The organism is Streptomyces sp. HM190 (assembly GCF_009857135.1).
In the GTDB taxonomy this organism is placed as follows: domain Bacteria; phylum Actinomycetota; class Actinomycetes; order Streptomycetales; family Streptomycetaceae; genus Streptomyces; species Streptomyces heilongjiangensis.
In genome coordinates this window covers 7,321,826-7,340,929 of sequence record NZ_CP047318.1, presented here as the reverse complement: position 1 = coordinate 7,340,929, position 19,104 = coordinate 7,321,826, and the positions used below count along the sequence as shown (strand labels likewise).

The following is a 19,104-nucleotide window of genomic DNA, read 5'->3' as shown; positions in this document are numbered from 1 at the left end:
CCGGGTGCCTAGGCGTCTGCCGGGTCCTGTGGGTGGGCGGGTGCGGGTTCGTCCGGGTCGGTCGCGCGGTTCCCCGCGCCCTTGCCGGGCGCCTGCGCCCCCACCGGTATCTGAGGGCCGTCGGCCTCTCTCAGCCAGCGTCTGAGGACGCGGTGGACGTGTTCGGCCCCGACCAGGTCCTCCTTCTCCTCGACCGGTGCGGACAGGGCCAGGGGCGAGAGGAGGAAGGGCCGGGACTGGCAGCCGCCGAGGCCGCCGTGGGAGCCGATCTGCTCCTCGAAGGCGAGGACCTCGCCCTCCTCGGGGTCGTACCAGGAGTTGACCATGATGTCGGCGGTGTGCGGGAAGCCGTGGGTGCGGCGTACGGCGTCGGCGGCGCCGGGGCCGAAGCCGGCCAGCGGCCCCGGGTGGTCGTCGCTCAGTTCGTCGAGGGGGACCTCCGCGCCGTGCGCGCCGAGGACGAGGCCGCCGTGCGCCTCGCTGCGGACGAGGACGAACCCGATGCCGGGGTGGTTGGCGAGGGTGGACAGCAGGGCGGGGTGGCGGGCGTCGATCTCCTCCCGGCTCATCCGGTGCGGCACGTCGGGGAAGGACACCAGGCCGAGGTTGCCGGAGGCGAGCACGACCGGCTCGGAGCCGCGGTCCGGGCGGTGCCGCTCGACACCCTCCCCTTCGGGGATGCGCAGCGCGGCCCGGACCGCGGAGCGGGCCTCGGCGCCGCTGTGGGTGCGCTCCGCCCCGCGCGGTACGGGCAGGCCGCAGCCGGCGCGGACCAGGTTGCCGAGGGTGAGGCCGTAGCGGCCGAGGAAGGTCTCGCCGGGGCTCTGCCCGTGGTCGGAGAGCAGGACGATGCGGTAGTCGCGGGGGGCGTGCTCGGCGACCTGCGCGATCAAGGCGATGGACCGGTCGAGGCGTTCGAGGATCTTGTCGGCGTCCTGGCTGTGCGGCCCGGAGTGGTGGGCGACCTCGTCGTAGGCCACGAGGTCCGCGTAGATCGCGGCGCGGCCCGCGAACATGTCGCCGATGACGGCGGCGACGACGACATCGCGTTCGACGACGGTCGCGAACGCGCGGATGAACGGGTAGAGGCCGCCGCGTTTGACGCGGGGCCGCTGTTCGCGCAGGCGGGCGCGGGTGGACTGGGCGATCTCGCGCAGCACGTCGGCGGCGAAGGACAGGGCGGTGCGGACCGCGTTGGCGGGGTCGGAGAAGTAGGCGAAGTATCCGGCGCGGGACCGGTTCCGCTTGCCGCGGCGGGCGGCGATGGACAGGACGAGCGCGAGCTGGTCGGCGCCGCCGCTGAAGAGGTTGCCGCGGCTCGCGCCGTCGACGGTGAGCAGGCCCCCGTCGCCGGTGCGCTCGATGGCGCGGCGCTGGAGTTCGGCGGCGCCGGAGGGACGGTTGCAGACCATCACCTCCCGGCTCTCCTTCTCGTACCAGCGGAAGGCGGGCACGTCGTGGTTGCTGCCGTGCAGGATGCCGAGCTGGCTGGCGCCGGTCTGGCTGGACCAGTCCGTGCGCCACGGGGTGAGCCGGTGGGTGGCGCGGACGGGCCCGGTGCCGGGCGCGGGCGCGCCGAGCCAGGCGGCGACGGTCGGCATCAGGCCCTTCGCGGTGGCCGCCTCCAGCACGTCGTGGCCGACGCCGTCGAGCTGGAGGAAGACGGTGCCGGGTCCGACGGGGCCGGGCGGGCCGTCGGCGTGTCTGCGGCGGCGGTCCGCCAGCCGGTACAGGCGGCGCCGGTAGGCGTCGTCGTCGCGGACGGCGAGGGCGCCACCGGTGGCGGAGGCGACCGCGGACATCACGGCGGCCACGACCACGGCGGTCTCGGGCGCGGCCTCACCCTGGCCGGAGGGGTTGATCCGCAGGGCGAGGAGGAGCAGCGAGCCGTTGAGGAAGAAGACCAGCAGGCCGAGGACGAGGGCGGGCACCAGCAGCAACGCCCGTACGAGCAGCGGCCACACCAGCGAGGACAGCAGACCGAAGACGCCCGCGCCGAGGGCGGCGGTGACGGCGATCTGGGTGGCGCTCTCGCCGGTGCTGGACTGGAGCCGGAAGTCGGGCAGGAGTCCCGCGAGCACCAGCATCGTCAGCGTCGACACCGCCCATACGGCCAGCATCCGCCAGAACCCGCTCAGCACCCTCCGCCAACGCTCACCGCGCACGTCCGGCCACCCTTACGTCACGTTCCTGGGCCCAGCCTGTCACACGGCCGGGGGAACGGGGGTGACACCGAGGGGGGCACGGAGGCGGGGCGGGGCGTGCGGAAGGCGGGGCGGGGTGCGGCCCGGGCACGCTGGTCGGGGGCGGTAGGGCGCAGCAGGCGGCAGCGGCGGCACGGCGACGGGCGTGCGCGGAGCGCGCCCCGGCGGTCAGCGGCCGTCGTAGCCCGCCGTCGGCATCGACAGCCGGCGGTGGACGCGGGCCTTCATCTGGGCGTCGTAGGCGGGTTCGGCGCGGCCGACGGTCTCGACGCGGACGCCGCGGCGGGCGCACTCGGCGGTGAAGTCGTCGACGGAGGCGAGGGCGCGTTCGAGGACGCGGCGGCTGGGGGCGACGAAGAGGTCGACATGGCCGGCGTCGACGTCGGCCCACAGGGCGCAGTGGTCGGGGCGCAGACCGCGGACGAGCAGTTCGCGCGTCACCACGTAGCCGCGCTCGGCGGCCCAGCGGGCGCACATGGCGTGCTGGCTGCGGGAGTCGACCAGGAAGGGGTCGGCCTCCAGCTCCTCCAGGGGGGTCAGGCTGGCGATGGCGGCGACCCGTACGACCGCTCCGCCTCCCGCCGTCCGCCCCGGGCGCTCGCGGGGTGTCTCCTGGCAGGACAGGGCGAAGGCGTCACTCTCGTCTCCCATGGCGTCCCCCTCACCTCCGGGTCCCGGGCCTGAGACCCTACTCCAGCCCGTAGGCTCGGGGGAGTAGCGCGAAGGAGGCGAACGGAGTGCCGGTGGAGGTCACCTGGTGGGGTCACGCCACCTGCACGGTCGAGGACTCGGGCACGCGCGTGCTCACGGACCCGCTGTTCACGCGCCGGCTCGCGCATCTGCGCAGGCGCCGCGGGGCGCCGCCCCCGCCCGAGGCGGCGGACGCGGACGTGGCGCTGGTGTCCCATCTGCACGCCGATCATCTGCATGTGCCGTCCCTGGCCCGGCTCGCGCCGGGTACCCGGCTGGTGGTGCCGCGCGGGGCGCCGCGCCAGGTGCCGGGGCTGCGCAGGCTGCGGCACCTGCGGCTGTCCGAGGTGGCGCCCGGGGACGAGGTGGGCGTCGGTGACCTGGTCGTCCGGGCCGTGCCGGCCCGCCACGACGGGCGGCGCCTGCCGGTCGGGCCGCACCGCTCACCGGCGCTCGGGTTCGTCGTCGAGGGGGAGGCGCGGACCTATTTCGCCGGGGACACCGGGCTGTTCGAGTCGATGCCCAAGGAGGTCGGACCGGTCGACGTGGCGCTGCTGCCGGTCGGCGGCTGGGGGCCCTGTCTCGGGGAGGGGCATCTCGACGCGGGGCGCGCGGCGGAGGCGCTGGCGCTGCTCGCGCCCCGCAGCGCGATTCCGGTGCACTACGGCACGTACTGGCCGATCGGGATGGACGCCGTGCGCCCCCATGAGTTCCACGCGCCCGGGGCGGAGTTCGTGCGCCTCGCCGCCCTGCGCGCGCCGGAGGTGGCCGTGCACCGGCTGGAGCACGGGGAGAGCGTACGACCGGGGGGCGCGGAATGAGACGTGGGCCGAGCGGGGTCGCGGAGGGTGCCCGGTGATGGTGCTGTCCGTCGTGGCCACTCCCCTGCCCTACGGGCCGACGCAGCAGGCGATCGGTTATCCGATGCTGTTCCTGCTGGTGCTGGTGGGCGCGCTGTTGCCGGTGGTGCCCACGGGGGCGCTGGTCAGTTCGGCGGCGGTGGTGGCGTTCCACCAGACGGCGCCGTTCGCGCTGCTGATGGTGTTCGTGGTGGCGTCGGTGGCCGCGTTCTGCGGGGACATCGCCCTGTACTGGCTGGGGCGGCGCGGCATGGGCTCGAAGAACGGTTCGCGGTGGCTGGAGGCGATCCGCCGCCGGGCCCCGGAGGACCGGCTGGCCCAGGCCCAGCGCAAGCTCGACGGGCACGGGGTGGCCGTGCTGGTGCTGTCACGGCTGGTGCCGGCCGGCCGGCTCCCGGTGATGCTGGCGTGCCTGCTGGCGAAGATGCCGTTGCGGCGGTTCGCGCGGGGCAACCTGCCGGCGTGCCTGGCGTGGGCGGTCACGTACCAGTTGATCGGGATCCTCGGCGGGTCGCTGTTCGCGGAGCCCTGGGAAGGGGTGCTGGCGGCGGTCCTACTGACGCTTCTGATCAGCGTGGTGCCGAGCCTGTGGCGGCGTCTCGTGCGCTGAGGGCCCGGGGCCGGAGGGCGTGACGGCCCGCGGAATCCGTCGTGGGTGATCGGGCGGTTGTCCGCGCCCCTCAGGCGAGGACACGGGACGCCCCGATCGGCAGGTCCCACAGGTTCTCGCGCGCGAGCCCCGCCGCCTCCCAGGCCGTCCGTACGCGGGTGAGGGGTTCCAGGACCGGTTCGGCGGACAGGACGAACGTGGCCCAGTGCATGGGCGCCATGTGGCGGGCGCCGAGGTCCTGGAAGGCCCGGACGGCCTCCTCGGGGTCGCAGTGGACGTCGCTGAGCCACCAGCGGGGGTCGTACGCGCCGATCGGCAGGAGCGCGAGGTCGATGCCGGGGTGGCGGCGGCCGATGAGGGAGAACCAGTGGCCGTAGCCCGTGTCGCCCGCGAAGTACACCCGCTTGCCGTCGGGCGCCGTGAGGACCCAACCGCCCCACAGGGAGCGGCAGGTGTCGGTGAGGGTGCGCTTGGACCAGTGGTGGGCCGGTACGAAGTCGAAGCGGACGCCGTCGAGTTCGGCCGCCTCCCACCAGTCCAGCTCGGTGACCTCGGTGAAGCGGCGGCGGCGGAACCAGCCGCCGAGTCCGGCGGGCACGAACACCGGTGTGGAGCGCGGGAGGCGGCGCAGCGTGGGCGCGTCCAGGTGGTCGTAGTGGTTGTGGCTGATGACGACCGCGTCCACCCGCGGCAGCGCGTCCCAGGCCACGCCGACCGGGGTGATCCGGGTGGGCGTGCCGAGGATACGGCGGGACCAGACCGGGTCGGTGAGGACGGTGAGCCCGCCGATCCGCACCACCCAACTCGCGTGCCCCGCCCAGGTGACGGCCATGCTGCGGGCGTCGACGCGGGGCAACGGGCCGGGCTCGTACGGCAGTCGGGGGATGTCGACGAGGCCCTCGGGGCCCGGCCGTACCGAGCCCTCGCGGGCGAAGCGGGCGAGCGCCCGCAGGCCGGGCAGCGGGGTGGTCAGCCGGTCGGCGAAGGACGCGGGCCAGCGGCGCCGCTCACCGAGGGGACGGGGCTCGGCGGGCTCCGCCGGCGGCCCGGGGACGGCGAAGGGCGGCGCGGGCCTCGGCTCCAGGGCGTCGAGGCGGGCCGCGGACGCCGGACCGTCGGTGTCCTCGGTGTCCTCGGTGTCCTCGGTGTCCTCGGGGGTCGCGGGGGTCGCGGAGGCGCGCGACGAGGAGGCCGCGGGGGTGGTCGACCCGGGCTGCTGCGTCATCGAGAGGGCTCCCATCGCCGGGCGTCGTCGAAGGACCGGCGTCGCTGACCGGACGGCTGACCGCACCACTGGTCGGGCCGCTGCCAGGAGCGTCGACCGGGCCGCCGACCAGGCCGCTGTCCGGACCGCCGACGGGCGGCCGGGCGGCGCGGACACGATCCGGTGGGCGTGGGCACCCTCGTCATCGGAGATCCTCCAGGGTCGATCCGAACTGGGTCAGCGCGCGTTCCACCTGCGGCAGTCCGAGGGGGTCGGGGGCGTTCAGGGCGCGCGTCCGCTCCTCGTCGGCCGTGCCGAGGAACAGCCCCGTCGAGAGACGGAACCGGAGCGCCCCGAGGTCGTCCCCGAAGCGGTGCCCGCCGGGCGCGGGCAGGCCGAGCCGGGCGGTGAGGAAGTCCTCCAGTTCCTGGGCGTCGCCGACGCCGTGCACGGTGAGCGCCGGGCGCAGCGGGGCGAGGTCGACGTACAGGTGCCGGCCCGCGCGCGGGGGCAGGGCGAGCGCCCCGGCTCCGATCACGGCCCGGTGCGCCGCGGCGGCCAGCCGCGCGTGCAGCCGGACCGTCCCGGCGAGCCGCTCGCCGACGGGACCGGGCTCGGCGAGGGCGTACGCGGCGGCCGCGGCGACCGGGGTGGCGACGCGGGCGCCGAGCGCGGTGAGCACGTCGAGGACCCGGTCGCGCAGTCCGCCGCCGGTGCCGTCGGCCGGGAAACGGGCGATCGCGGCGGGCCAGCCCGCCGGCAGGAAGGGGCCGGCGAGGTCGGTGACGACGGTGACCCGGTCCGGCAGCATCTCGGCAGGGCTGAGCAGCACGGGGTCGTGCGGGTCGTGCAGGGTGTCGCGCCAGGTCTCGTCGCTGACCAGGTGCAGCCCTTCCCCCGCGGCGGCCTGAACGGTCTCGTGGACCAGCTCGGGCGGGGCCACGGTGGCGGTCGGATCGTCGGCGACGCACAGCACGAGCAGCCGGGGGTCACCGCCCTCGTCCCGGATCCGGCGCACGGTCTCCAGCAGCGCGTACGGGTCCGGTACGCCGCCGCACTCGGCCGGGGTCGGCACGTGGAAGACGGATCTGCCGAGCGCCCGGGCCTCCGGCTCCCACCAGGCCGCGCACGGCCGCGGGAGCAGGACGTCACCGCCGATCGCGGCGGTCAGCGCGAGCAGCAGGGCGGGGGCGCCGGGGGCGGCCGCGACGCGGTCGGCAGTGGTGGGCAGCCCGCGCCGGCCCCAGTAGCCGCAGGCGGCGTCCAGGAGCTCGGGGGAACCACCGAGGGGTACGGCGTCGGGGCGGCCGGCGGCTGCCGAGAGCACGGCGGTCAGCTCGGGCAGCAGCGGCAGTCCCTGGTCGGGCAGCGGAGGACCGTAACGGACGGGGCCGTACCCCACCGGACCTCCTCCCGGTTCCGTCCGCCGCATCTGTACCTCCGCGCCGTGTCGTCGCGTTGTCCGGTGCTCAGCGTTCCCGCGCTGTCCATGGTGCCCCGCCGTTCCCGCGCGTGCTCCGTACCACCCCGTGCCGCGAGGTCCACGCCCCGCCCCGCCGGTCCCCCGCTCACGCGCCTCGGGGGCTCCGCGCCGGGTGGCGCCGGGGGCGGCCGTGCGCGGTCACGGGGTCCAGCGGCCCCGGCGGTGCAGCAGACGGTGGACGGCGGCGCCGAGCGCGCCCGCGACGAGGAGTCCGCCGGCGACCATCGCCGGGACGGAGTCGGTGAAGGCGCCCCCGCTGCCCGCCTGCACTCCGCGCTGGACCGGCGCGGGACGGTGGGTGTCGTGGTGGGTGGGCTGGTGTGTGGGCTCATGCGTGGGCTCGTGGGTGGGCTGGTGTGTTGGCTCGTGCGTGGGCTGGTGTGTGGGCTGGTCGGTGGGGTGACGCGTGGGGTGGTGGCCGCCGAGGTCGACGGTGTAAGTGGCGCTCCACTGTTTCTGCTCACCGCCGGGCGGGGCCGGGCAGACGCCGTCCACGCCCCACTCGGTGGAGCCGCCCGGCGCGTCCGGGCCGGCCTCAGCCCCGTCCGGACCGGCCTCAGCCCCGTCCGGGCCGGTCTCGAAGTCGGCGGCCGGGGCGATACGGGCGGTGCCCTGGTAGGAGGGCCCGCCCGCGGCGTCGTCGTTGCCCGGGATGCGGTGCAGCTGGACGGTGCCCTGCTCGAACGCCTGTGAGCTGGCGTCGGTGCTGTCGGGGGCCGGGCCGCCGGTCGGGTCGCAGGAGACGGAGACGGTGACGGTCTCGCCCGGCGCCGCATCGTGCGGGACGACCTCGGCCGCCGGATCCGCGTATGCGACCGGGACGACCTCGGCCGCCGGATCCGCGTACGCGACCGGGGCGGCGACGCCGATCACGGCGCCGGCCAGGGCGGCGGCGGACAGGACACGGGCTCTGCGGCGCATGGGCGGGGCTCCTTGGTCCGGCTCGGGGCACGCCCACCGCGCCCCGCCCTGCCCATCAGACCCTGCGCCTGCGCCGCCCGCCCGCCGCCGGACCCCATTCGCGGGACCGGCCCCACCGACCGGGTGACACCAGACGAGCGACCAGGGCGGGACCACGCGAGCGGGGGAGGCGCCCTCCCGCTCCCGCCCTCACCCCTCGTTGCCGCACAGGGACACCGGTTCCCGCTCCAGGCCCCTGCCCCGTCTCTCCACCACCGCCGAGGCCACCTCGGCCAACTTGCGGTTCGTGCCCTGCGAAATACGCCGCAGCACCGTGAACGCCGCGTCCGCGTCGCACCCGAGGACATGCATCACGATGCCGCACGCCTGGTCGACGACGGGCCGCCTACGCAGCGCGGCGCCGAGCTGTTCCGGCTCGGTGGGGGCGGCCCGGTACGAACGGTCACGGACGATGCTCGTCGCCACGAGATCCTCGAGCGCGCGGGCGGACCCGTGCGGCACGTCCCCCAGCGCCCCGGCGCGGAAACTGTGGAGGCTGAGGGGGACGTCAGCCCCGACCGCCGGAACGGCAGGGTGACGCTGGACCGGACGCCCGCGTCGAGGGCGACGACCCGGTAGTCCGGCCACCGCTCGTCACGCGGCAGATCCGCCGCGTCGACCGGCTCCCCGCGGTCCAGGGCCGTCGGGATCGAGCCGTCCCCCGAGCGGAGCTGGACGGCGACCGGCCCGGCGAGGTCGGGGTGGGGGGTAGGCGGCGAGTCGTTCGGCGCCGACGTCGGTGACCGTGCTGCTCGCCCCGCAGCTGTCGCGGTGCAGCGGGCGGCGTGTTCTCCAGGTCCGCCCCGCGGACCCCGGCGCCTTCGGCCACGACACCACGGGCGCCCCCGTCCTCGTGCGGGCCGACGTCACCTCGCTGCTGTCGGTCCCGGTGACCGCCCCCAACGGCACGTCGGGGGCGTCCTCTCCCTCTTCCGACCGGGCGCCCGCCTGGCCTTCTCGATGGCGGAGGCCCGGGCGACGGACACGATGTCGCGCCACATCGCCCTCGCGATGGCCGCCTCCGGGTGACGTACGGACCGAGCGGGAGGCCGCCCCTGCGGCCCGCTCACGGCGACCGGCGGGCCGGGGACCCTCAGGGCCCGGCCGGCCGGTCACATCGGTGACGGGGCGGGTGCGCGGACGGCGCGTGGCCGGTATCTCAGTCGGCTGGGGCGCCGGCGTCCTGCATCACCTGGTCGCGCAGTCGGTCGCAGCACCGGCTGATCAGCCGGGAGACGTGCATCTGCGAGATGCCCAGCTGCTCCGCGATCCGGCTCTGCGTCATGTCCCCGAAGAACCGCATGTAGAGGATGGCCCGCTCCCGCTCCGGCAGCGCCGCGAGCCGCGGCTTGACCGCCTCGCGGTCGACGACGGTGTCGAGCGCGGGGTCGGGCGCGCCCAGCGCGTCGCTGAGCGAGTAGCCGTCCTCGCTGCCCGGGAGTTCGGCGTCCAGGGACAGCGCCGTGAAGCTCTCCAGGGCCTCCAGGCCGACCTGGACGTCCTCCTCGCTCATGTTGGCGTGGGCGGCGATCTCGGCCACGGTGGGGCGGCGACCCGAGATCGTCTGGGACAGGTCCTGGGTGGCGAACCGGACCCGGTTGCGCAGGTCCTGGACCCGGCGCGGCACGTGCAGGGTCCACATGTGGTCCCGGAAGTGCCGCTTGATCTCACCGGTGACGGTGGGTACCGCATAGCTCTCGAAGGCGTTGCCGCGCTCGGGGTCGTAGCGGTCGACGGCCTTGACCAGGCCGAGCGCCGCGACCTGGCGCAGGTCCTCGTAGCTCTCGCCGCGGCTGCGGAACCGCCCCGCGAGCCGTTCGGCCATGGGCAGCCACGCCTCGACGATCCGTCCCCGCAGGGCGTCCCGTTCCGGGCCGGGGGACAGTGTCGCCAGCTCGCGGAACGCCTCAGCGGTGTCGGGGGCGTCGTCGTGCGGATGGTGCTTCGTGCTTGCCTGAGTACGCATGGTGCGTCGCAGCTCCCTAGATGTGCTCTGGGGGGACGGTCACCGTGGGGGGTGCGGACATGCACATATGGGGCACACCCGTGATGGTTGGATCACCGATCCCACGGACGTGCCTCCTGTCCGAAGCACTGAGGTGCGCCTGCCCCGCTCCACGCGCGGCAAACACACCCAGGTTTCCCTCCTTCCCGCCGGGTGACTCGGGCCTGAGGAAAAACACCCTGGGAGGTCCAGTATGGCCATGTATGTCGCCGACCACATCCCGCGCAGACTGCGCGCATGGGGAGTCGAACACGTCTTCGGCTATCCGGGGGACGGCAGCAACGTGTGGTGGGCGTCTGGAACAACCGCGATCTCAACCAGGTGACCTGGGAGCTGCGGGCGATAGGCGAGCCGTCCTTCCTGCCCTCGCAGGAGCTGCCGGACGTCCCGTACGCGGCGTTCGCCCGCTCCCTGGGGCCGACCGGCATCCGGGTGGAGAAGCCGGAGGACGTCGAGGCGGGCTGGCGCGCGGCCCTGGAGGCGGACGGTCCCGCCGTCGTCGAGTTCCTCACCGACCCGGCGGTTGCGCCGCACGCCACCTGGGAGCAGATGGAGGCCACGGCCGCCTCGGTCCTCAAGGGCGACGCGGACCGGGGGCCATGATCAAGCAGGGTTTCAAGGCGAAGGTGCAGGAGTTCCTGCCGAGTACGAGGCCGAGGGCAGGCGGTGACGGGCAGGAAGTGACGGGCAGGACGTCGTCGCTCGGCGGCGGGTGCCCTGTGGTCGCCTCCGGGATGGCCGGGTCGGACCCGGACACCGCGCCCGACCGTCGGGCCGCACGCGGCGTCCGGGAGGCGGCGGTCAGCCGGCCGGTACCGCCGGTTCGGCGGGGTCGGGTTCCTCGACGGGTGGCAGCAGCACCTCCTCGTAGCGGCCCAGCGCCAGAACGGCGAGAAGCATCAGCATCGGAATGATCACAGCGATCACCGCCATGGGCCCGGTCCTTCCCCAGGGAATGTGCGGTGGGGGGGTGTCAGGGCGGGTCTCCCCTGCGCGGACGGGCAAACCCGGGCGGCAAGGGGAAGCCCGTACGGCGAACGGAACCGGCCGCCGCCGGAACTCCCGTGTCGACGGCGGGTCCTCGGGTACGCGGGAGGCCACGCCAACCCTGGAGGGGAGTCATGCAGCGAGGCAGCGACCGGCTGAACGTCCACCGCGACGACGAGAGGAAGCACGAACTGCAGGGTTTGCTCCGGTCCGGCCACCCCACCCGGACCGAGGAGTGGCACGACCCGGAGCCGTACGCCGAGGACGACCCGGAGGTCGCGCGCGGGCCGGTGACACCGACCCGCGCTCCGGCCCGGGTGGAGACGCTGCGCCTGGAGCTGGCCCGGGTTCTGGGCCGCACCTCGTTCCCGGCGCGGTCCGGCGAGCTGATCCGCGTCCTGCGCGACCGGCACGCCCCGGACAACCTCGTCGAGCCCTTGGAGCGGCTGCCGAGGAAGGCCCGCTACGAGTCCGTGCACCAGCTCGCCACGGCGGTGGCGGGCACCCGGGACGGCGACTGAGGGGCGGACCGGCATGGCCGATGTCGACAGGGACGTCATGACGCCGGGCGTCGTGGCGGTCCGGCCGGACGCGTCGCTCGTGGAAGCGGCGCGGCTGATGCGCGCAGGACGTCGGGAACGTCCTGGTCACCGCGGACGAGCGGCTCATCGGGGTGCTGACCGACCGTGACATCACCCTGCGGGCCGTCGCCGACGGCGTGGACCCGCTGACGGTGGGCGCGCAGGCCGTGTGCACCCCCGGCCCCGTGGTGATCGGCCCGGACGGCGCGGTGTCCGCGGCGCTCGCGCTGGTGCGCGACCACGCGGTACGGCGGCTTCCGGTCGTCGCGGACGGGCACCCGGTGGGCATGGTGAGCCTCGGCGATCTGGCCGTCGCCCGGAACTCGGACTCGGCGCTCGCCGACTTCAGCCGCGCCGAACCGGACAGCCGGCCTGGGCGGGACCCCCGTCCGACCTGCGACGTCCCAGAAGATCACGAAGAAGGGAGATCGAACGCGTATGCGTATCGCATTCCTGACCGCACCGGAGGGTGTGGAGCAGATCGAACTGACCGAACCCTGGCAGGCGATGGCGGACGCCGGTCACGAGCCGGTGCTGGTGTCGACGAAACCGGGCCGCGTCCAGGCGTTCCAGCACCTGGACAAGGCGGACACGTTCGCCGTGGACGGCGTGGTGGGCGAGGTGCCCGCCGAGTCGTTCGACGCGCTGGTGCTGCCCGGCGGGGTGGCCAATCCGGACGTCCTGCGGATGGACGACCAGGCAGTCTCGTTCGTGCGGGAGTTCTTCGAGCGGGGCCGGCCGGTCGCCGCGATCTGTCACGCGCCGTGGACGCTGATCGAGGCGGACGTGGTCCGCGGCCGGGTCCTGACCTCGTGGCCCAGCCTGCGCACCGACATCCGCAACGCGGGCGGTGAATGGGTCGACGAGCAGGTGAAGGTCTGCGACCACGGGCCGAACAAACTGGTCACCAGCCGCAAGCCCGACGACCTGAAGGCGTTCTGCGAGACCTTCCTCGACGTCTTCAGGACAGTCTCCGTCTGAGGCGGGTACGACAGCCGGTCCGAGGCCGGACGACAGCGGTCCCGGGCCGTAGCGACACAGGGGGCGCTCGCACGGCGGTGCGGGCGCCCCCTGTGTCGTCGCCGCTGCCGCCGCGGTGTCGGGGCCGCGCGGCGCTAGGGGCGGCGGCCGAGCAGGCACAGCAGCGAGGTCTGCGCGTCGGCGCCCGCCGGCGGCTCCACCGGCGCCGCGAACAGTCCGCTCTTCTCCAGGTCGCCCGCGTACGGGGCGACCTCCTCCGTCGTGAACGTCACGAGCCGCTCGGGGAGCCGTTCGTCGGCGCCGATCGCGCGGGACAGGTCCCAGGCGTGGACGACGAGGTCCGCGATCATCTGCGCGCAGTACGCGGTGGCCGGGGTGTCGCCGTAGGACAGGTGGACGGTGCGGCCGAGTGCCCCCGGCGCGTGGAACGCCTCCCGCGCGGAGCGGGCCGCCGTTTCCCAGGACGCGGCGGGGTCGGGCCCCAGCAGGTCACCGCCGAAGGTGCCGCCGACCTCCTCGATCATGCAGCCGTCCCTGACCAGCGACGGCACCCACAGCTGTTCGGAGACGAGGTGGTTGACGAGGTCGCGGACCGTCCACGCGGCACACGGGGTGGCCGCGCCCCACTGGTCGTCGCGGACGGCGTGCACCCGGTCACCGAAGAGGTCCTGGGCCTCGGCGTGCCGGGCGAGCAGGGGACGGGGCTCCGCCGGGCCGGACGCGTCGCCGGCCGGGTCGGACGGCGAACGGGTCACGACGGCCCCGGACCCCGGTCCCGGGCGCCCTCGCGGGTGCGCCCGGAGACCACCGGGCGCCGCGGATGACGGCGCAGGTACTCGCCCTCCAGGAGCGCCATGCGCTCGTTGTGGGTGCGCAGCGCGTCGGCCGACCCGTGCAGCAGCGTGTCGTGGCGGGTCCGGTGGATCGACTCCAGCTCCTTCATCAGCTGCTGGTCGTCCAGGCGGTCCGGGTGCACTCCGGTCATGGTGGTACCCCGATCTTGGTGTTCCTCCCATGAGAGCCGGGTACCCGCCCGGCGAGCGCCACCCCGAGCGGCATCCGGGAGGGAGCCATGGATCTCGCGTTCCTCCATCCACTGTACGAACATCCGGGGCCCTGGGCCTCCGTGTACGCCGGGACGCCCGCGCCCCCGGAGTCCGTGCCCGGCGAGCGGTCCCTGACGGCGGCCGCCGTGACCCGTGAACTGACCGAGCAGGGGGCGGACGAGGCGACGTGCCGGGCCGTGCGCCGGGCGGTGGAGGAGCTGCGGCACGACGCCGAGCCGTACGGCCGGGCGCTGTTCGCCCGTGACGGGCGGGTGGTCCTCGATCCGACGCTGGCCGCGCCGCCCCCGGCGGACCTGGCCTTCTGGGCGCCGCTGCCGCGTACGGCTCCGCTGCTGGACCTGGCCGGGGAGGACGTCGTGTGCGTGGTGGCGTACGTGGACCGGCGGGGCGCCCGCTTCGAACTGCGCGGCGCCCTCGGCGGCGAGGGCGCCGCGCCGGCGGCCGGGGGGTGGTGGCCGGTGCACCGGACCGGCGGGGCCGGCCGGTCGGAGCGGCACTTCCATCTGTGGATGGAGAACACCTGGGAGCACAACGTGGCGGAGGTCGCCGACGCGCTCGCCGTGTGCCAGGAGGAGACCCGTGCCGACCTGCTGGTTCTCGTCGGTGAGCACCGGGAGCGCGGCGCCGTGCGGGACCGGCTGCCGCGGCGGCTGCTGGACCGGGTGGTCCAGGCCCCGCCCGGTGTGGGCGGCAGGCTGCCGGACGAGGACCTGGCGCGGGTCCGCGCCGAGCACGTCCGCCGGCGGGCCGCCGACGAGGTCGAGCGGTTCCTCGCGGCGCGCGGCCCGGACGCCGCAGGGCGCCGGGGTGCCGTGGAGGACGTGGCGGAGCTGGTGGAGGCGGCGCGGGAGCACCGGATCGACGAACTGCTGGTGCGCGCCGAGGGGCCCGACACGCACCGGGCGGTGTGGGTCGGTGAGGACCCCGACCAGCTGGCCGTGCACCGTACGCAGCTGCGGCCCCTGGGGGTGGGCGTGGACCGCGCCCGGTCGGCGAGGGCCGACGACGCCCTGCTGCGGTCCACGGTGAGCGCCGACGCCCCGGCGGTCTCCGTGACCCCGGCGTCCGAGGCCACGGGGACCGGCGTACCGGCCGGCGGGCTGGGCGCGCTGCTGCGCTGGACGTGACACGCGCGCCGCGCAGGCGGTGGGCGCCCACCGCGGGGGCGTCCTAATGCAGCCGCAGGCAACGTTTGCCCGGGGCGAACGTTGCCCGTCGCGGCACTAGCGGGCGCGCTCCACGCGGCGCTCGTCCCACACCGGCTCCGGGGTCTCCCGGACCCGGCCGTCGGAGCCGAAGACGAGGTAGCGGTCGAACGAACGAGCGAACCAGCGGTCGTGGGTGACCGCGAGCACCGTGCCGTCGAACGCCTCCAGCCCCTCCTGCAGGGCCTCCGCCGACTCCAGGTCGAGGTTGTCCGTCGGCTCGTCGAGGAGCAGCGCGGTGACTCCCTGGAGTTCCAGCAGGAGGATCTGGAAGCGGGCCTGCTGGCCGCCGGAGAGCCGCTCGAAGGACTGCTCGGCCTGTCCGGTCAGCTCGTAGCGCCGCAGCCGTGACATGGCGGCACCCCGGTCCTGCGCGTGTTCCTTCCAGAGGATGTCGAGCAGGGTCCGCCCCTCCAGCTCGGGATGGGCGTGCGTCTGCGCGAAGTGTCCGGGGACGACCCGGGCGCCGAGCTTCCACTGCCCCGAGTGGGCCACGTCCTCACCGGCGAGCAGCCGCAGGAAGTGCGACTTGCCGGAGCCGTTGGAGCCGAGGACGGCGACCCGCTCGCCGTAGAAGACCTCCAGGTCGAAGGGTTTCATGAGCCCCGTCAGTTCGAGCCCGGCGCAGGTGACGGCCCGTACGCCGGTACGGCCGCCCTTGAGGCGCATGGTGATGTCCTGCTCGCGCGGCGGCTCGGGCGGCGGCCCGGCCTCCTCGAACTTGCGCAGCCTGGTCTGGGCGGCGGCGTACCGGGAGGCCATCTCGTGGCTGACGGCGGCGGCCTGCCGGAGCGTGAGCACGAGCTTCTTCAGCTGGGCGTGCTTCTCGTCCCAGCGGCGGCGCAGTTCCTCGAACCGCTCGAACCGCTGCCGCCGGGCCTCGTGGTACGTGTCGAACCCGCCGCCGTGCACCCAGGCGTCGGCGCCCGCGGGGCCCGGTTCCACGCTCACGATCTTCTGGGCGGCGCGGGCGAGGAGTTCCCGGTCGTGGGAGACGAACAGCACGGTCTTGCGGGTCTCCGCGAGCCGCTCCTCCAGCCAGCGCTTGCCGGGGACGTCGAGGTAGTTGTCGGGCTCGTCGAGGAGGAGCACCTCGTCGGTGCCGCGCAGCAGCGCCTCCAGCACCAGCCTCTTCTGCTCGCCGCCGGACAGGGTCCGCACCTGCCGCCACTGCGCCTTCTCGTACGGCATGCCGAGCGCGGCCGTGGTGCAGATGTCCCAGAGGGTCTCGGCCTCGTAGCCGCGGACCTCGGCCCAGTCGGAGAGGGCCTGGGCGTAGGCAAGCTGGGCCGCCTCGTCGTCGACGGTCATGATCTGGTGCTCGGCCGCGTCGACGGCGCGGGCGGCCTCCCTGATGCGGGGCTGCGCCACCGACACCAGCAGGTCACGGACGGTCGTCTCGTCGCGTACGGAGCCCACGAACTGGCGCATCACGCCGAGCCCGCCGGTCACGGTGACCGATCCCCCGTGGGGCTTCAGCTCTCCGGAGATCAACCGCAGGAGGGTGGTCTTCCCGGCGCCGTTGGGACCCACGAGGGCGACCACGGCCCCCTCCCCCACCCGGAACGACACATCGCCGAGCAGGGTCCTCCCGTCGGGGAGGTGGTACTCCAGGTGTGCCGCTTCGAGATATCCCATGCGGCGCATTCTGCGAGGCCCGTGAACCGGGAGGCAAACCGATTTGCCGCACCGCCGCCGGGCCCGCGGCCGCGGCGGGTGCCCCGGAGCGCACCCCCGCCTGACACGGTCGCCGCACCATGGGGTACCCGTGGTCCCATGACCGCAGACGTCGACCTCACCGCCCGCCTCCCGGGCCACCACATCCTCCGGGACCGTTTCCTCGCCGCGGACAGCCGCCTCTTCGACGCGGTGGCGACCCGCGAGTGGCCGGGCGCCCACCCCATGCTGCCGAGGCTGAGCCGGGCCGCCAACCACGGCGTCCTCTGGTTCGCCACGGCGGCCGTGATCGCCGCGACCCGCAGTCCGCGGGCCCGCCGGGCCGCCGCCCGCGGCGTGGCCTCCCTCGCCCTCGCCTCGGTGACGATCAATACGCTCGGCAAGCGCACGGTGCGCCGCCCCCGCCCGGTCCTGGACAACGTCCCGGCCATGCGCCACTTGAAGCGCCAGCCGATCACGACGTCGTTCCCGTCGGGTCACTCGGCCTCCGCCGCCGCCTTCGCGACCGGCGTCGCCCTGGAGTCCCGCGGCTGGGGCGCGGTGGTCGCCCCGCTCGCGACCGCGGTCGCGCTGTCCCGTGTGTACACGGGCGTGCACTTCCCGAGCGACGTCCTGGCCGGTGCCGCGTTCGGGGTGGGCGCCGCCTACGCCGTCCGGGGCATGGTGCCGACCCGCGACCAGCTCGCGCCCCCCGGCCGCCCGCGCGCGGACGCGCCCGCGCTGCCGGACGGCGAGGGCCTGGTCATGGTCGCCAACACCGCCTCCGGCACGGCCGACCGGGTGCGCTCCCTGCGGGACGCCCTTCCCGGCGCCCAGACCGTGGAGTGCGCACCGGAGGACCTGCGGGCCGAGCTGGAGAAGGCGGCGGCCCACGCCCGGGTGCTCGGCGTGTGCGGCGGCGACGGCACGGTGAACGCCGCCGCCGAGGTCGCCCTGCGCCACGGCCTGCCGCTGGCCGTCCTGCCGGGCGGCACGCTCAACCACTTCGCGCGGGACCTGGGGGTGGAGGACGTCCGCGATCTCCGCCGCGCCGTGCGTCAGGGCGAGGCGGTCCGGGTGGACGTGGGGCACTTCCGGTCCGGCGAGACCGAGGGCCATTTCGTCAACACGTTCAGCGTGGGCGTCTACCCGGAGCTGGTGCGGGAGCGCGAGCGGTGGGAGCGGATGCTCGGCGGCTGGCCGGCCGGGGTGATCGCGGCGGTGCGTGTCCTGCGCTCCGACCGGCACCCGCTCCAGGCCACCTTCCAGGGCCGGCCGCGCCCGATCTGGCTGCTGTTCGCGGGCAACGGTACGTACCACCGGCTGGGCCTGGCCCCCGGGCACCGCTTCGACCTCGCCGACGGGCTGCTCGACGTCCGAGTGGTGCACGGCGGGCGCCGCCCGGCGCTGCGGCTGCTGGCCGCGGCCCTCGCCGGCCCGGTGACCCGCTCCCCCGCGCACGCCGCGGTCCGGGTGAGCCGCCTGCGCGTCGAGGGCGTCACGCCCGGCACCCCGCTGGCGTACGACGGCGAGGTCACCGAGGTGCACGGCGATCTGACGCTGGAGAAGCTCCCGGAGGCCCTCACGGTCTACCGGCCCCTCGGCTGACCCCGGGCGGGCGGTCCGCCGACCGCCCGCCCGCTCCCCTCCCCACCACCCTCGTCCAGTATTCAAGACGGCGGTCTCAATATTCGGCATGGGCGCGTACGGTTCCCCCAGGACCTGGAGAAGGGGAACCGCCATGCCGAAGGCACGGGAGACCGCCGTCTACACGCACGGGCACCACGAGTCGGTACTGCGCTCGCACACCTGGCGGACGGCCGCCAACTCGGCGGCGTACCTGCTCGGTTCGCTGGAACCGCACATGACGGTCCTGGACATCGGGTGCGGCCCCGGCACCATCACCGCGGACCTCGCCGCGCTGGTCCCGGACGGGCACGTCACCGGCGTCGACCACGCCCCCGGCATCCTGGACCAGGCACGGGCCACGGCCGCCGAACGGGGCCTGACCAACGTGGACTTCGCGGTCGCCGACGTCCACGCGCTGGACCATCCGGACGACACCTTCTGCGTGGTCCACGCGCACCAGGTGCTCCAGCACGTCGGCGACCCCGTGCAGGCGCTGCGCGAGATGGCGCGGGTGACCAGGCCCGGCGGTCTCATCGCCGTCCGCGACTCGGACTACGCGGCGATGACGTGGTTCCCGGCGTCGGCGGGCATGGACGACTGGCTGGAGCTGTACCGGCGGGTGGCACGGGCCAACGGCGGCGAGCCGGACGCCGGGCGCCGGCTGAAGTCCTGGGCCCTGCGGGCCGGGCTCACCGACGTCACGGCCACCTCCTCCACGTGGACGTACTCCACCGCCGAGGAGCGGGCCTGGTGGAGCGGGCTGTGGGCGGACCGCACGGTCGCCTCCGCCTACGCCGAGCGGGTCACCGGGGACGGCCACGCCACCGAGGAGGGACTGCGGGCGATCGAGGCGGCCTGGCGGGACTGGGGGCGGCAGGAGGACGGCTGGTTCGCCGTACTGCACGGGGAGATTCTCTGCCGCAAGCCGGCCTGAATCCGGGAATCCGCGGACCCGGACCCTGACGAACCGCCGCGGGGCGGC

General features: G+C 75.1%; 18 protein-coding genes and 2 pseudogenes. 9 read left to right on the top strand and 11 right to left on the bottom strand.

The features are described 5' to 3' along the window. Positions 1-8: 8 nt before the first annotated feature. Both GSY65_RS31445 and GSY65_RS31440 read right to left on the bottom strand, forming a co-directional pair. Positions 9-2,120 (bottom strand): phage holin family protein, encoded by a 2,112-nt coding sequence (locus GSY65_RS31445; protein WP_201452861.1) that lies wholly within the window; start codon positions 2,118-2,120, stop codon positions 9-11. A gap of 252 nt (positions 2,121-2,372) precedes the next feature. Continuing rightward, positions 2,373-2,855 (bottom strand): hypothetical protein, encoded by a 483-nt coding sequence (locus GSY65_RS31440; RefSeq protein WP_236580142.1) that lies wholly within the window; start codon positions 2,853-2,855, stop codon positions 2,373-2,375. Positions 2,856-2,941: 86 nt separating this feature from the next. On the opposite strand from GSY65_RS31440, the gene GSY65_RS31435 reads away from it, so the two are divergent. Beyond that, positions 2,942-3,715 (top strand): MBL fold metallo-hydrolase, encoded by a 774-nt coding sequence (locus tag GSY65_RS31435; RefSeq protein ID WP_159774919.1) that lies wholly within the window; start codon positions 2,942-2,944, stop codon positions 3,713-3,715. Positions 3,716-3,752: 37 nt separating this feature from the next. Beyond that, the gene (locus GSY65_RS31430) at positions 3,753-4,364 is read left to right on the top strand and encodes a DedA family protein (RefSeq protein WP_159774917.1); all 612 of its coding nucleotides are present in this window, start codon (positions 3,753-3,755) and stop codon (positions 4,362-4,364) included. 70 nt (positions 4,365-4,434) lie between these two features. Here GSY65_RS31430 and GSY65_RS31425 read toward each other — a convergent pair whose 3' ends face one another. The 5 genes from GSY65_RS31425 to GSY65_RS31405 all read right to left on the bottom strand — a co-directional run bounded on the left by GSY65_RS31425 (position 4,435) and on the right by GSY65_RS31405 (position 9,977). Beyond that, complete coding sequence (locus tag GSY65_RS31425; protein ID WP_201452732.1) at positions 4,435-5,589, bottom strand: MBL fold metallo-hydrolase; 1,155 nt, start codon at positions 5,587-5,589, stop codon at positions 4,435-4,437. A 181-nt stretch (positions 5,590-5,770) separates the two neighbouring features. After that, positions 5,771-7,000: an aminotransferase class I/II-fold pyridoxal phosphate-dependent enzyme gene (locus GSY65_RS31420; protein WP_159774915.1), complete on the bottom strand. Its 1,230-nt coding sequence runs from the start codon at positions 6,998-7,000 to the stop codon at positions 5,771-5,773. 189 nt (positions 7,001-7,189) lie between these two features. Beyond that, entirely contained in the window at positions 7,190-7,972 is a 783-nt protein-coding gene (locus GSY65_RS31415) for a PT domain-containing protein (protein ID WP_159774913.1), read from the bottom strand. Between the two features lie 189 nt (positions 7,973-8,161). After that, positions 8,162-8,437: an ANTAR domain-containing protein gene (locus tag GSY65_RS34180; protein ID WP_236580141.1), complete on the bottom strand. Its 276-nt coding sequence runs from the start codon at positions 8,435-8,437 to the stop codon at positions 8,162-8,164. Positions 8,438-9,170: 733 nt separating this feature from the next. Beyond that, positions 9,171-9,977, bottom strand: a complete 807-nt coding sequence (locus GSY65_RS31405) for an RNA polymerase sigma factor SigF (protein WP_159774910.1) — start codon at positions 9,975-9,977, stop codon at positions 9,171-9,173. A gap of 324 nt (positions 9,978-10,301) precedes the next feature. On the opposite strand from GSY65_RS31405, the pseudogene GSY65_RS31400 reads away from it, so the two are divergent. Beyond that, a pseudogene (locus GSY65_RS31400) lies at positions 10,302-10,660 on the top strand (thiamine pyrophosphate-dependent enzyme); the annotation flags it as partial. A gap of 157 nt (positions 10,661-10,817) precedes the next feature. Here GSY65_RS31400 and GSY65_RS34390 read toward each other — a convergent pair. After that, positions 10,818-10,949 carry a hypothetical protein gene (locus tag GSY65_RS34390; protein ID WP_268978238.1) on the bottom strand — a complete coding sequence of 44 codons (132 nt, stop codon included), beginning with the start codon at positions 10,947-10,949 and terminating at the stop codon, positions 10,818-10,820. 188 nt (positions 10,950-11,137) lie between these two features. Here GSY65_RS34390 and GSY65_RS31395 point away from each other — a divergent pair, with 188 nt between their 5' ends. The 3 genes and pseudogenes from GSY65_RS31395 (at position 11,138) to GSY65_RS31385 (ending at position 12,565) form a co-directional block, all read left to right on the top strand. Continuing rightward, on the top strand, positions 11,138-11,524 hold the full coding sequence (locus GSY65_RS31395) for a DUF2795 domain-containing protein (RefSeq protein ID WP_159774908.1): 387 nt from the start codon (positions 11,138-11,140) through the stop codon (positions 11,522-11,524). Positions 11,525-11,537: 13 nt separating this feature from the next. Further along, positions 11,538-11,958: pseudogene (locus tag GSY65_RS31390) on the top strand (CBS domain-containing protein); the annotation flags it as partial. A gap of 64 nt (positions 11,959-12,022) precedes the next feature. Then, positions 12,023-12,565, top strand: coding sequence for a type 1 glutamine amidotransferase domain-containing protein (locus tag GSY65_RS31385; protein ID WP_159774906.1), 543 nt, complete (start codon positions 12,023-12,025; stop codon positions 12,563-12,565). 134 nt (positions 12,566-12,699) lie between these two features. Here GSY65_RS31385 and GSY65_RS31380 read toward each other — a convergent pair whose 3' ends face one another. Together GSY65_RS31380 and GSY65_RS31375 are read right to left on the bottom strand one after the other, a co-directional pair. Beyond that, positions 12,700-13,320: a TIGR03086 family metal-binding protein gene (locus GSY65_RS31380; RefSeq protein ID WP_236580140.1), complete on the bottom strand. Its 621-nt coding sequence runs from the start codon at positions 13,318-13,320 to the stop codon at positions 12,700-12,702. Next, on the bottom strand, positions 13,317-13,550 hold the full coding sequence (locus GSY65_RS31375; protein ID WP_159774904.1) for a DUF6158 family protein: 234 nt from the start codon (positions 13,548-13,550) through the stop codon (positions 13,317-13,319). The genes GSY65_RS31380 and GSY65_RS31375 overlap by 4 nt, the downstream gene beginning before the upstream one ends. An 87-nt stretch (positions 13,551-13,637) precedes the next feature. On the opposite strand from GSY65_RS31375, the gene GSY65_RS31370 reads away from it, so the two are divergent. Then, positions 13,638-14,759: a baeRF2 domain-containing protein gene (locus GSY65_RS31370; protein ID WP_159774902.1), complete on the top strand. Its 1,122-nt coding sequence runs from the start codon at positions 13,638-13,640 to the stop codon at positions 14,757-14,759. A 96-nt stretch (positions 14,760-14,855) separates the two neighbouring features. Here GSY65_RS31370 and GSY65_RS31365 read toward each other — a convergent pair whose 3' ends face one another. Beyond that, the gene (locus GSY65_RS31365; protein ID WP_159774900.1) at positions 14,856-16,475 is read right to left on the bottom strand and encodes an ABC-F family ATP-binding cassette domain-containing protein; all 1,620 of its coding nucleotides are present in this window, start codon (positions 16,473-16,475) and stop codon (positions 14,856-14,858) included. A gap of 138 nt (positions 16,476-16,613) precedes the next feature. Here GSY65_RS31365 and GSY65_RS31360 point away from each other — a divergent pair, with 138 nt between their 5' ends. Together GSY65_RS31360 and GSY65_RS31355 are read left to right on the top strand one after the other, a co-directional pair. Beyond that, positions 16,614-18,101, top strand: coding sequence for a bifunctional phosphatase PAP2/diacylglycerol kinase family protein (locus tag GSY65_RS31360; protein ID WP_159774899.1), 1,488 nt, complete (start codon positions 16,614-16,616; stop codon positions 18,099-18,101). Between the two features lie 133 nt (positions 18,102-18,234). After that, a complete protein-coding gene (locus GSY65_RS31355) occupies positions 18,235-19,056 on the top strand; it encodes a class I SAM-dependent methyltransferase (RefSeq protein ID WP_159774897.1) in 822 nt (273 codons plus the stop codon). Positions 19,057-19,104: the final 48 nt, after the last annotated feature.

Bases quoted from the DNA above. Each gene is read 5' to 3' on its own strand.
- GSY65_RS31445 (WP_201452861.1), bottom strand. From the start codon at position 2,120: ATGCTGGCCGTATGGGCGGTGTCGACGCTGACGATGCTGGTGCTCGCG.
- GSY65_RS31415 (WP_159774913.1), bottom strand. From the start codon at position 7,972: ATGCGCCGCAGAGCCCGTGTCCTGTCCGCCGCCGCCCTGGCCGGCGCC.
- GSY65_RS31430 (WP_159774917.1), top strand. From the start codon at position 3,753: ATGGTGCTGTCCGTCGTGGCCACTCCCCTGCCCTACGGGCCGACGCAG.
- GSY65_RS31360 (WP_159774899.1), top strand. From the start codon at position 16,614: ATGACCGCAGACGTCGACCTCACCGCCCGCCTCCCGGGCCACCACATC.
- GSY65_RS31385 (WP_159774906.1), top strand. From the start codon at position 12,023: ATGCGTATCGCATTCCTGACCGCACCGGAGGGTGTGGAGCAGATCGAA.
- GSY65_RS31405 (WP_159774910.1), bottom strand. From the start codon at position 9,977: ATGCGTACTCAGGCAAGCACGAAGCACCATCCGCACGACGACGCCCCC.
- GSY65_RS31370 (WP_159774902.1), top strand. From the start codon at position 13,638: ATGGATCTCGCGTTCCTCCATCCACTGTACGAACATCCGGGGCCCTGG.
- GSY65_RS31420 (WP_159774915.1), bottom strand. From the start codon at position 7,000: ATGCGGCGGACGGAACCGGGAGGAGGTCCGGTGGGGTACGGCCCCGTC.
- GSY65_RS34390 (WP_268978238.1), bottom strand. From the start codon at position 10,949: ATGGCGGTGATCGCTGTGATCATTCCGATGCTGATGCTTCTCGCCGTT.
- GSY65_RS31375 (WP_159774904.1), bottom strand. From the start codon at position 13,550: ATGACCGGAGTGCACCCGGACCGCCTGGACGACCAGCAGCTGATGAAG.
- GSY65_RS31355 (WP_159774897.1), top strand. From the start codon at position 18,235: ATGCCGAAGGCACGGGAGACCGCCGTCTACACGCACGGGCACCACGAG.
- GSY65_RS31440 (WP_236580142.1), bottom strand. From the start codon at position 2,855: ATGGGAGACGAGAGTGACGCCTTCGCCCTGTCCTGCCAGGAGACACCC.
- GSY65_RS31395 (WP_159774908.1), top strand. From the start codon at position 11,138: ATGCAGCGAGGCAGCGACCGGCTGAACGTCCACCGCGACGACGAGAGG.
- GSY65_RS31425 (WP_201452732.1), bottom strand. From the start codon at position 5,589: ATGACGCAGCAGCCCGGGTCGACCACCCCCGCGGCCTCCTCGTCGCGC.
- GSY65_RS31365 (WP_159774900.1), bottom strand. From the start codon at position 16,475: ATGGGATATCTCGAAGCGGCACACCTGGAGTACCACCTCCCCGACGGG.